The sequence below is a fragment of the Candidatus Nitrospira nitrificans genome (assembly GCF_001458775.1).
GTDB classification, from domain to species: domain Bacteria; phylum Nitrospirota; class Nitrospiria; order Nitrospirales; family Nitrospiraceae; genus Nitrospira_D; species Nitrospira_D nitrificans.
Genome location: NZ_CZPZ01000012.1, coordinates 455,408 through 467,695 on the forward strand (window position 1 = coordinate 455,408; position 12,288 = coordinate 467,695).

General features: G+C 58.5%; 10 protein-coding genes. All 10 read left to right on the forward strand.

Going from position 1 to position 12,288, the window contains the following annotated elements:
• Positions 1–6 precede the first annotated feature (6 nt).
• Positions 7–1,800, forward strand: coding sequence for a copper resistance system multicopper oxidase (locus COMA2_RS10260; protein ID WP_090897324.1), 1,794 nt, complete (start codon positions 7–9; stop codon positions 1,798–1,800).
• Positions 1,801–1,819: 19 nt separating this feature from the next.
• Positions 1,820–2,686, forward strand: coding sequence for a copper resistance protein B (locus COMA2_RS10265; RefSeq protein WP_217490697.1), 867 nt, complete (start codon positions 1,820–1,822; stop codon positions 2,684–2,686).
• A 182-nt stretch (positions 2,687–2,868) separates the two neighbouring features.
• On the forward strand, positions 2,869–3,258 hold the full coding sequence (locus COMA2_RS10270) for a hypothetical protein (RefSeq protein WP_139077251.1): 390 nt from the start codon (positions 2,869–2,871) through the stop codon (positions 3,256–3,258).
• 98 nt (positions 3,259–3,356) lie between these two features.
• Complete coding sequence (locus COMA2_RS10275) at positions 3,357–4,616, forward strand: TolC family protein (protein WP_090897329.1); 1,260 nt, start codon at positions 3,357–3,359, stop codon at positions 4,614–4,616.
• Complete coding sequence (locus COMA2_RS10280; RefSeq protein WP_090897332.1) at positions 4,613–5,830, forward strand: efflux RND transporter periplasmic adaptor subunit; 1,218 nt, start codon at positions 4,613–4,615, stop codon at positions 5,828–5,830. Before COMA2_RS10275 ends, COMA2_RS10280 begins: the two co-directional genes overlap by 4 nt.
• The gene (locus COMA2_RS10285) at positions 5,827–8,967 is read left to right on the forward strand and encodes an efflux RND transporter permease subunit (RefSeq protein WP_090897336.1); all 3,141 of its coding nucleotides are present in this window, start codon (positions 5,827–5,829) and stop codon (positions 8,965–8,967) included. Before COMA2_RS10280 ends, COMA2_RS10285 begins: the two co-directional genes overlap by 4 nt.
• Positions 8,968–8,978: 11 nt before the next feature.
• Positions 8,979–9,308, forward strand: a complete 330-nt coding sequence (locus tag COMA2_RS10290; RefSeq protein WP_090897339.1) for a YnfA family protein — start codon at positions 8,979–8,981, stop codon at positions 9,306–9,308.
• A gap of 137 nt (positions 9,309–9,445) precedes the next feature.
• The gene (locus tag COMA2_RS10295) at positions 9,446–10,858 is read left to right on the forward strand and encodes a Do family serine endopeptidase (protein WP_175304521.1); all 1,413 of its coding nucleotides are present in this window, start codon (positions 9,446–9,448) and stop codon (positions 10,856–10,858) included.
• A gap of 367 nt (positions 10,859–11,225) precedes the next feature.
• A complete protein-coding gene (locus COMA2_RS10300; RefSeq protein ID WP_090897344.1) occupies positions 11,226–11,594 on the forward strand; it encodes a hypothetical protein in 369 nt (122 codons plus the stop codon).
• Positions 11,595–11,902: 308 nt separating this feature from the next.
• Positions 11,903–12,288: alcohol dehydrogenase catalytic domain-containing protein (locus COMA2_RS10305; protein WP_175304522.1), on the forward strand; the 386-nt coding region annotated here is incomplete at its 3' end.

Consider the following 12,288-nt stretch of genomic DNA (forward strand, 5'->3'; position numbering starts at 1 on the left):
TCGAAGATGAATCATGAGGTGATATCGAGACGCCTCTTGCTGAAGCGAGCAGGGGCATTGGGGTTGCTTGCCGGGATCCAACCGCTCCTTGCCTCCTGCGCGAGCCATCCGTTGCTATCCGCCGCTCGTTCCCGTCCGGATATTTCGACGCTCAGTGGGGAGTTGATCGAGCTGGTGATCGGCGAAGAGTCCTTGGCCATGGACGGAAAAATCGGGATTGCCGTGGCGATCAACGGGACGATCCCTGGTCCGCTCATCCGTTTGAAAGAGGGCCAAACAGCAACCCTGCGTGTCATGAATCAATTAAAAGAGACTTCCTCGATCCACTGGCACGGATTACTCCTGCCCGCTCGCATGGATGGAGTGCCGGGTGTCAGCTTCGGCGGCATTATGCCCGGATCGACCTTTACCTATCACTTTCCCATCAAGCAGAGCGGGACCTATTGGTATCACAGTCACTCGGGTGGTCAGGAATTACAGGGTATGTACGCGCCGATCATTCTGGATCCGATCGAGCCGGAGCCGTTTCAGTATGACCGGGAGCATGTCGTGATGCTTTCGGAGTGGAGCTTCGAGTCTGCTGAGGTGTTGTTCGACAATCTCAAAAAACAGTCCGGCTATTACAACTATCAGAAACGCGATGCCGGTGAATTTCTTTCAGACGCGGCAAGATGGGGATTGTGGCCCGCTCTGCGGAATTACGTGATGTGGGACGAGATGCGGATGGATCCGACGGATTTTGCCGATGTGACCGGATCGACGTTCACGTTCCTCATGAATGGTTTGTCACCCGCCGGCAACTGGACCGGTCTTTTCCGACCGGGCGAGCGGGTGCGGCTGCGTTTCATCAATGCCGCCGCGATGACGTTTTATGATGTCCGCATTCCTGGGCACACCATGACGGTGGTCCAAGCCGACGGCCAGAACGTGCAGCCGGTCGTTGTTGACGAGTTTCGCTTCGGCCCCGCCGAGACCTACGACATCATTGTCCATCCGACCGAGGATCGTGCGTACACCATCTTTGCCGAACCCATGGATCGGAGCGGATACGCTCGCGGAACCCTTGCTCCCCGGCCAGGGATGGAAGGGGAGATCCCGGAACGCCGTGCCCGCCCGCTTCGCACGATGGAGGACATGGGAATGTTGAGACATGGCCACACTGGCCATGCCGTGATTGGGTCTGCCACGAATGATCATGACACAATGCACGGCAAAGGCATGCAACATGGCGAGGAGGGTGATGGTCGAGACCATTCGTCGATCCCTGGCGCAACACCGGTCAACCATGGCCCGGATGACCATGGCACCGGTAACCAAGCGGTAGCTGAATATTCACAAAACCGGATGCATGAACCGGGAAGAGGATTTGAACAGAGCTCCAGGCGTGTCCTCGTGTACACCGACTTGAAGAGCCTCGTTCCCTATCAGGACCAACGAGCGCCGGAGCGGGAGATCGAGTTGCACCTCACCGGCCATATGCAACGCTACATGTGGTCGTTCGACGGCAAGAAGTTCTCGGATGCGCCGGAGCCTATTCGTGTCCGTTATGGGGAACGAGTTCGGCTCACGTTCGTGAACGACACAATGATGGAACATCCGCTCCACCTACATGGGCTGTGGATGCAGCTGGAAAACGGATCCGGGGCCTATCTTCCCCGGAAGCATACCGTCGTGGTCAAACCAGCCGAACGGCTGTCCGTTGCGGTCACTGCCGACGCCTCTGGGCCTTGGGCCTTTCACTGCCATCTCCTCCTCCATATGGAAGCGGGCATGTTTCGCATCGTCGAGGTCACGTCATAGCAAACGGGAGATTGAGCCGGTGAGCTCAGCGCTCTCCAAGGGTTGCGGAGTGTTGGCTGCCTGTGTATTGAGCGCAGGTATCGGATCGACAACCGTCTCAGCGGAAGCCGACCATGGGCATGGGGTTGCGCATGCGGATGGCGCTCCAGTCGAAGTTCTGCAGGAGCGCGTTCGGACCCCGGCGACTGGCATACCACGACAGGATTGGCCTCATCCTGTGCACGATCGGGAACGCCACCTATTTACGTTGGTCGATGTCCTGGAATATCGCCCCCGCACAGGTGGAAACGGCAGCAACAGCGATTACCGCTGGGATATCGAAGGGTGGTACGGCGGAGATTACAACCGACTCTGGTTCAAGAGTGAAGGGCAACAGGACACCGCCTTCAAGGCTGATTACGATGTGGACTTCCAACTGCTGTATGGCCGGTTCCTCTGGAAGCATTACGACATTCAAGTCGGTGGTCGAATGGAAACGCAATCGTTTCGTGGTGGGACTGTGGCGCGCGGCATGGGGGTGATCGGGCTACAGGGAATTGTGCCGTACAACTACGAGTTTGAATCGGCGTTATTCATTGATCAGAGCGGCGCTGTGTCGGCCCGTCTGTCGTATACGAAAGATTTTTTGCTCACTCAACGTCTCATCCTCCAGGGCCGCTTTCAGACAAACCTGGCTATCCAGCGGGTGGAAGAGTTTACAACCGGCTCAGGGTTCAACAATCTGGAGTTTGGGGCTCGCCTGCGCTACGAAATTCATCGGAAGTTTGCCCCGTACATCGGCCTGTCATTCGACCGAAGCTTCGGCGAGACAGCCACTCTGGTGCGTCAACAGGGGGGAGACCCGAGTCAGATACGATTCATGGTCGGAGTGAGGATGTGGCACTGACTTGTTCAGAGGTTGTGAAGCGCCGGTCCGGATCGGCGGTGCATGCCGCGCGAGCAATAGACGGCAAGAGATGCTCAATTGATGCCCATGTGCGCCTGTGCTAGACTGGTTATGTAATGCAACCAAAAAATGGAACATCATCTTGGTCTCGGATGGTTGTGCTGGCCTGGGCAGCTCTCTGGATGCTCGCGGCACCCTTGTTCCATGTCCATCCCGAGGCGGACCATCGGCATGGAGAAGTCGGGCATGTTCACGGTGGGACGGTGCACATGGCGTGGTCATCCGACCTCGACTGCGAGTCCGACCACGATCGGCAAGGTGATCCAGGTATCGGTGCCCGGTTCGCCCATGTCGGAGACAGGCATCCCGAGTTCGGTTTATCACTCCTGAGCGATGCAACCGATCGAAAGTCGCTCAAGCCGTTTTTAGTGCCGGTGCTGGGAGCTTCGCCTGCCGAAGTTTCAGGCATGGAGCGGTGTGCCCGAATTCAGAACAGCGCCGGTGCCGTCTCGCCGCCGAAACCATTTGTTCGTTCGGTTTTCTCTCGCGCGCCGCCCCATCTTCTCGTCTAATCCGCATTCTTTCACAACACGTCGCGCCGTCGTAGACCCCCTGAGGGTGCCTATCGCTCGGGCGTCGCCGGGTGCATGTGTCTCTCGAGGAGACGATTATGATTCCGTATAAGATCGCGATCGCATTCGTCGTCTATTGTTTTCTGGATCTTCACACCGTGAGCGACATGGCAAGGGCTGACGATTCCCATATCTCGCCCTATTCACTGCCTGAAATCTTGACCCTTGCGCATAAACACAGTCCGGTCATGACCGGGGTGGCGGCTGCGTTGGAAGAAAGCCAAGGCAGACAGATCGCCGCCGGTGCCTATTTGAATCCGACCGTGACCGGCGCGGCCGGCCGGGGTTCGATTCGAGACCCGCGTACGGGTGTCTCAATCGCGGAACGGACGATCACGGTTGAGCAGCCGCTGGAATGGCCGGGAAAACGGTCGGCACGACAGCGAGCCGCGGACGCGGGATTCTCCGGCGCGCTCGCCGCAATCGAAGAAGCCAAAGTGACGGTCACGGCGGAAGTCAAGGCCGGATTCTATCAATTGCTGTTCGCCCAACAGGATGCGCAGCTGGCCAAAGAAAATCTCAGAACCGTCGAGGATTTCGTCACGCTCATTCGCGCTCGGGTGGAAACGAAAGAGTCGCCGAAATTCGAATTGGTCAAAGCGACGGTGGAGCTGCAAAAGGCCGATAAGGACCTGGCGCGCGCGGAAAACGCATTGCTGGTCGCACGCGCCAATCTCAACAAGATCGCGGGAAAGGCGCTGGGAGAGCGATTCGCCATTCACGGCGAATTTGAGGCGCCGAAGGCCGATCCGGATCTTCGCTTCCTGACGGAGCAGGCCATGGCCCGCCATCCGGCGCTTCGCCGGCAGGAGAAAGCGGTGGAGCAAGCCCGATTTTCGCTGGAGCATGAACGCGCGGCGCGTATCCCGAATGTGTCGGTCATCGGGCAGTACCATCGGGAAGCCGGCGACGAATCCATCGTGGCGGGATTGAGCGTGCCGGTCCCTCTTTGGTATCGGCGACAGGGAGAGATCGGCACAGCCGTGGGGACGCATCATCGAGCGCAAGCCGAACGTCTCCGAATCCAGTACGAGTTGGAACAGGCGGTGACGCAGTATTTCCAAGAGATGCAGACCGCTCGGCGGCAGATCCAGGTCTTCGAAAGGGGGCTTCTCTATCAAGCGAAGGAAGCGCTCGATATCGCGCAATTCAGTTTTCGGAACGGCGTGGCGAGTCTTCTCGAAGTCATCGACGCGCAGCGCGTCTACCGTCAGACGCTTCTTGAGTCGACACAGGCCAGAGCAGCCTATTCGCTTGCGCTGGCGAGACTGGAACAGGCGGTGGGAGGTTTGCCATGAGATTCAGCCTGCTGCGTCCGCCGTCCACGGTCGTGCGCTCCTTTCTCACGGTTCTGACGGCGGCGATCGCTGTTACGGCTTGCCAAGCTAAACAAGATGAAGCAGTGAAGCCACCGGCTTCAGTCACATCATCGGCTCAGTCCGGTGTGATCGAGTTGCAGGAAGGGAGCGCGACGCTTGCGCAGCTTCAGACAGAGCGGGTGGGATTCCATCCCATACAGATGTCCTTGAAGGCGCAAGCGGGAAAGATTCTTTCCAACGAGAATCGACTCGCGCATCTCAGCGCCCGCGTGCCGGGGCGGATCGTGGCCGTGTATGCCAATCTCGGCGATCGGGTCAAATCCGGAGACCGTCTGCTCCTGCTTGATAGCCCGGCGTTCGGAGAGGCGCAGTTGGAATATCGTAAAACCAGGACGGCGGCAAGAGTAACGGAAAAGGCGCTCGAACGGGCCCAGGCGCTTTTTGAGCGAGGTGCCATCGGAGCCGGCGAATATCAGCGGCGCGAGGCCGACTCCGAAAATGCCAAAGCCGACCTCCACGAAGCCGAAGAGAAACTGCATCTCCTCGGCATGACGGAGCGAGAGATCGAACGGTTGGGCGCGGAGAAGTTGCCGCATGCGGAGGTGGCGCAGGTGTTTCTCCGAGCTCCGTTTTCAGGTGAAGTCGTCGAGCGGAACGCGACGGTCGGGGAGGTGGTCGATCCCAATAAGGTGCTCTTCGCCGTTGCGGACCTTTCTACCGTGTGGGTTCGCGCGGACTTTCCGGAGCAACAGGCCGGGCGACTGCAATCCGGACTGAATGTCGATGTGCGTGTGGCGGCCTACCCGGATACTGTCTTTCGCGGCACCGTCAGCTATGTGGGCGCCATGGTGGATCCGGCGACTCGGACGATCATGGCGCGTTCGGATATTCCCAACCCCGACCGGCGCTTACGTCCGGAAATGTTCGCCGAAGTGACGTTGATCACGCCGGAGCAGTCGGTCTTGGCCGTGCCCCGTACGGCCATCCAGCAGGTCGGCAGCCGGACGATGGTGTTCGTCGCGCAAGGTCCCCGCCGATTTGAATCGCGAGAAGTGAAAATCGGCGAGGTTTCGAACGATCATGTCGAAGTCAAGACCGGTGTGAAAGAGGGTGACGAGGTCGTTACTCAGGGAAGTTATGCCTTGAAGTCCGAAGCGCTCCGCGAGCAAATGCCGATGGGAGGTCCGCTATGATGGAACGGCTGATCCGTCTCTCGCTGGAGCAGCGGCTGATCGTGCTGCTTGCGGGTGCGGCATTGATCGTGGGCGGAGTCGCGGCATTCAACCGTCTGTCCATCGACGCTTTTCCGGACGTGACGCCCGTCCAAGTCCAAGTCATCACCCGCGCCCCGGCGCTCGCTCCGCCTGAAATCGAACGGCTCGTGACCTTTCCGCTTGAGATCGAATTGACCAACCTGCCGGGCAAGACGGAGTTGCGGTCGGTCTCTCGCTTCGGGCTCTCCGTGATTACCGTCGTGTTCGAGGAGAGTGTCGATATCTATTTCGCGCGGCAATTGATTCTAGAACGACTCGTCCAAACGCGATCCAAGCTTCCGCGGGGCGCTGAACCCCTGCTCGGACCGGTGAGCACGGGTCTGAGCGAAGTGTTTATGTATCTCATGGAGGGGCCGTCGCACGATCTCCTGGATTTGCGTACGCTCCAAGACTGGGTGGTTCGACCGATGTTGCGGGCGGTGCCGGGTTTGGCGGACGTCGACACCTTGGGTGGGTTGGCGAAGCAGTACGAGGTCCTCGTGGACCCGAGCAGACTCACGAGTCTGAGCCTGACGTTGCGCCGGGTGCAGACAGCCGTCACGGAAAATAATCAGAACGCCGGGGGCAGTTACATCGAGAAGGGCGGCGACAAGCTGGTCGTCACGGGACAAGGACTGGCGCGATCCTCGGAGGATTTGGAACGCATCGTCGTCGCGGCTCATAAAGGGACGCCGGTGTATCTCCGCGACGTGGCCCAGGTTCGGCAAGGCCACGCCGTCCGGCTAGGCGGTGTCACGCGAGATGGAAAGGGGGAGGTGCTCGAAGGGATCGCCGTGATGATGCGAGGAGGAAACAGCCGAGAGGTGGTATCCGCGGTGAAGGACAAGGTGGCGCTGATCAATCGCGTGTTGCCGGCCGGTGTGACGCTGACCCCGTTCTATGATCGCCTCGAACTCGTCACCCGGGCGCTCGATACGGTCGAGCGAGCGCTATTGGAGGGGGCCGCGGTGGTGGTCCTGGTTCTCTATCTGTTTCTTCGGAATGTGCGCGGCGCGCTCGTGGTCGCCCTCATGCTGCCGCTGGCGACATTGGCCACCTTCCTGATTATGCAGCGGACCGGTCTGTCGGCGAATCTCATGTCGTTGGGCGGTCTCGCGATATCCCTGGGGATGATCGTGGATGCGGCGATCGTGCAGGTGGAAAACGTGGAGCGTCACTTGAATGAGCGATCAGAAGGCCTCAGTCCTCCGACGACCTTGGCGGAACGGCTCCCCGTGGTGCTTCGGGCCGTGCTGGAAGTGCGGCGACCGAGTCTCTTCGGGGAATTGATTATTGCCCTGACATTCGTGCCGTTGCTGACGCTCCAAGGCATCGAAGGCAAAATGTTCATTCCGCTGGCGTTGACGGTGGTGATTGTCCTGTTGAGTTCGCTGGCGCTCTCGATGACGGTGGTGCCCGTGTTGGCGGCCATGTTGATGCGTCCACGCCCGGCGAAGGGAGCCGGGCATGCGTTGACGCGGGGGCGTCGGTACTATCGACGATTCTTGGAGCAGGCGATTCGTCAAACACCCGTCGTCATCTGGGCGGCGTCTGCCCTGCTCGCGGGCGGATTGGCGCTGATTCCGTTCATCGGCCGAGAGTTCGTGCCCATTATGGATGAAGGGTCGGTCGTAGTGAATTTGGTGCGACTTCCGAGTATCAGCCTGAGCGAATCACTCAAGATAGCGGGTGAAGTCGAACGGCTCTTGCTGGATATCCCGGACGTGCGTTCCGTGGTGTCGCGTACCGGCGCGAACGAATTGGGGACGGATCCCATGGGCATGGAACTCAGCGATATGTACGTCTTGCTCAAGCCGGAATCAGAGCGGCGGGCCCGGACGAAAAGCGAGATTGAACAACAGATCCGCGAGCGACTGGAACAGGTGCCCGGCATTGCGTTCGGGTTATCCCAGCCGATCGCGATGCGCGTGGACGAGTTGGTGTCCGGAGTCCGGTCGCAGGTGGCGATCAAGCTGTTCGGCGACGATCTCACTATGTTACAGGTGAAGGCGGACGAGATCGCTCGGACAGTACGACAGGTGAAAGGCCTATCCGATCTGCGCGTGGAGCGGATCGCAGGGCTGTATTACTTGAAACTCGACATCGACCGGTCCAAGGTGGCGCGACATGGAATCAATGTAGCCGACATCACGGAGGTTATCGAGGCCGTCGGGGCAGGGATTGAGGCGGGAGAAGTCTTCGAAGGGCAACGGCGGTTCCCGATCATGGTGCGATTTCCGGATGACCGGCGGGCCGATGTCGAGTCGATCGCCGCCTTGTGGGTGACGGCGCCGGATGGTTCCCGCATCCCGCTGCGGGAGCTTGCGGATATTCAGATCGTGGAAGGTCCGGCGCAAATCAGCCGCGAGCAAGCCAGCCGCCGCATCGTCGTCGAAGTCAATGTGATCGGGCGCGACCTTGTCGGCGCCGTCGAAGAAGCCCAGGCAGCGGTGGGAAGTCTGGTCCGGCTTCCGCCCGGCTATTACGTGACATGGGGAGGGCAATTCGAAAATCAACAACGAGCCATGACCCGCCTGGCTATCGTGGTGCCCCTGGTCACCGGGCTCATTTTCCTGCTCTTGTTTTTGACCTTTGGAAATCTACGGCAGGCGGCGTTGATTCTGCTCGCAATTCCATTTGCCATGGTCGGCGGCCTCGCGGCGCTGCTGATCGCAGGACTCTATCTTTCGGTCCCGGCCTCCGTCGGTTTCATCGCTCTCTTCGGAGTGGCCGTGCTGAACGGGGTCGTGAAGATCTCATACATCAACCAATTGCGACACCAGGGCATGCCGCTTGACGAGGCGGTGTTGACCGGCATGGTCATGCGACTTCGGCCCATATTGATGACGGCACTCGTGGCTGCTCTGGGGCTGATGCCGCTGCTCCTTGCGAGCGGACCAGGTTCTGAGATCCAGCGACCACTGGCGACCGTCGTCATCGGCGGATTAATCTCATCGACGGCATTGACGTTGATCGTGCTGCCTGTTTTGTATCGATGGATTGAACAGCGGGCAGAGCAACGAATCAGTGACCCTCAGCCGGACATGCGGCCTGCCACCGTTCGCGGCGCATCGTGAAGGAGGAATCTATGTCCCTCGCTGGCTCGTTCGGGCTTTTTGTTCTGGCCGGCTTGTGTGAAATCGGCGGCGGATACTTGGTGTGGCTGGCGATTAGAGAGGGCCGGCACTGGAGCTACGGCGCAGCGGGCGCTGTCATCCTGATTCTTTACGGCATTATTCCGACTCTACAGCCTGCTCACTTTGGACGGGTCTATGCGGCGTACGGCGGCATGTTTATTTTACTGTCCTTACTGTGGGGGTGGGGCATTGACGGAACCACCGTGGATCGTTACGACGCATTGGGAGCCGTTCTCTGCCTGCTCGGCGTGAGCATCATGATGTATGCGCCCAGGTCATGACTGCGTGCAAGGGATGTCATCCGAGATGCCCAGGGTGTCTTATCAAGATTATGAATGCATGGGCTTGTCCTGCGTGATAGGCTGGCCGACGGCATTGGTATGAACGCATCATCCATTCTCATAGGAGATCCGCATCGGTGAAACGGAGCAGACTTCTGACGCGCCTCGTCATCTGGGGAGTTCTGGGCAGTCTGACGTTTCCTGTTTCAGGATCGGCCGGCACTCAGCAGATATCCGCCGTAAACAGTTCCGATTTGCAAAGCCAGGTGAAAGGGACCGCGAATAAAGTCATCCCAGCGGTGGTGAGTATCGCCTCGACGGTCATGGTGCGCGATCAGGCGTTCAGCGACGAGGCATTGCCGTTTGGTCTGTTTAAAGAGCCGCCGACTCGCCGGCAATATGGCCAGGGGTCCGGCGTGATCGTCACACCGGACGGCTACATCATCACGAATAATCATGTGGTCGCCGATGCCGTCGATGTGGAAGTCATCTTGGCCGATCGCCGCCAATACAAAGGCAAGGTCGTCGCGACGGATCCAAAAACCGACGTCGCGGTGGTGAAGATTCACGCGTCGAATCTGCCGACGGCCGTGTGGGGAGATTCGAGCCATCTGGCCGTCGGCGACTTCGTGCTTGCCATCGGGAACCCGCTGGGCTTGAGCCGCACCGTCACATTCGGCATCGTGAGCGCGGTCGGTCGCGCAGACGTCGGCGTAGCGGACTTCGAAGACTTCATCCAGACCGATGCCCCGATCAATCCCGGGAATTCCGGCGGCGCGCTCGTGAACATCCAGGGCGAGCTGATCGGGATCAATACGGCCATTGCCAGTCCCACCGGCGGAAGTGTGGGGGTCGGGTTTGCGATTCCCAGCAACATGGCCCGCGCCGCCATGCAAAGCCTCATTAAGACAGGCCGCGTGGTGCGGGGATTTCTAGGGGCCTCGACGCAAGACGTCAGTCCCCATCTGGGGAAGATTTTTCGCCTGCCGGACGTCAAAGGTGCGATCGTGACGGACGTGCAATCTAAGGGATCGGCCGAACGGGCCGGTGTGAAACGGGGCGATGTCGTGGTGCGTTTCGACGGGCGCGACGTGATGGACAGCGGCCAGCTGCGGAACTTGGTGGCGCAATCACCGATCGGCAGCAAGCATCGTCTGGACCTTATCCGGGAAGGCAAGGGCTATCAGGCTGAGCTGATCATTCAAGAAGCGCCGCGTGAACGGACGAAGAAAAGTCAGGCTGCGTCGTCGACGGCATCGACGGTCCATCCTCTCGCAGGCGTGGTCTTCGATGACGTGACGCCACCTCTCGCACGCCAGATGGATTTGCCGGTGAATAGCGGAGTCGTGGTGACGGATATTGAAGAAGGGAGCTTGGCCGAAGCCTCCGGCTTGCAGCCGGGCGACGTGGTCCTGGAACTGAACCGACAGCATGTGAACAGCTTCGGGATACTGCAACGTCTCGCCGATCCCCTCAAACCCGCCGACCTCGCCCTCCTCCTGGTGAACCGCCAGGGCAACATCATGTACATTCCGATTCAGGGAGAGTAGTGAAAGAGAAGGTGGCTCGCTAGGACGACAGAGTCCGCGAGATTTGAAGCCCCTACAGGGTCAGAGACTATAGGCTCCGATAATACCGCATCGTTTCAATCTCAATCACTTACAGAGGATCAAGAGGTAGGAGAGATGCCGATGAAAACAGATCGGACAGGATAGTTCTGCCACAGTTCAGCCACAGCGACGACCGTGTTATAGTCGTCAGCCAATCTCTGGAATAAGCATGCCCAAAGGCAGTTGTCGACTCTGTGGTACTAGCGATTCACTTGATGCCATGCTGAACGACATTCGAATGTTTGGAGATGCCGCATTCACGCGTGGTCATACTTCCACAAGGTAACAAAAACTAGGAGAGGTCATCATGGCAAGAAAAAGGAAGAACGATCCAATTCCTGAACTTGTGGTAGCAGTTAGACTTCTTCTGGCAGTCAAAATGAAGGCCACTACTGGCCAGCGAGCAGCAGTATTTTTGGCAGCCGCTGCAGCGGAATTGTTGTCTGTAGCTGGTGGGGAGCTGGATATAGCACAACATGCCGAACGATATGAGACTTTTCTCACACAGCCGGAGGTGAAAATTGGAAACGCTCTGGGAGATGCTCTGCTGGATGCTGGCCCTCTCTGTGCCTCCTCAGTGGTTATGAGATTGGCCAAAAGCATTGCTGCCTCTAAAGATTTGATGAAGCTTGATCGAAAGGAGTTTGAGCAGCGTATGAATCCAATCGATCAGTGAAGAACAGAATTGCACATTCGAAGTTTTGTAGAACGTCACAATTCAGCTGCTATCTGTGGGTCCCCTAGCCCGGCGGAATTTCCGATCCAACAGAGGAGGCCTGAACACTTCTGGAGCGGAACCAGCTGAAGATTGAAATCTAAGTCCGTGAACCAGATGAGGGTGTTGGTAATTACTGCAAGAGTTTCTGTAATGAACACCAACCTCGTGAATGACCAGGACCGATGAATCAGATAACTCCGAATGTGCATCCTTGTCTTGACGGAGATCAAGTCGTATCTCTAGATAGCCAAACATGGAGGTGAGTGATGAAGGTGATCGGGTATACCCATGCCCATTCGCTGGATCAATTCAATCTGCAACCCATGGAGTTGCCGGACCCGACACCCAGCGGTCGTGATTTATTAGTTGAGGTGAAGGCCGTCGGGTTGAATCCTATCGACTACAAGGTTCGAACCAGGCGATCCGGCTCCGACGGACAGCCTGTCATCTTGGGGTGGGACGCAGCAGGCATCGTGCTTGCCCATGGCACGGATGCAACGCGGTTCAAAGTTGGTGACGAAGTCTTCTACAGTGGGGATCTCAAGAGGGCCGGCTCCTACGCAACGTGGCAACTGGTGGATGAACGGCTGGTGGCCTTGAAACCGAACACCCTCTCCTTTACGGAAGCTGCGGCGCTTCCGCTGACCAGTTT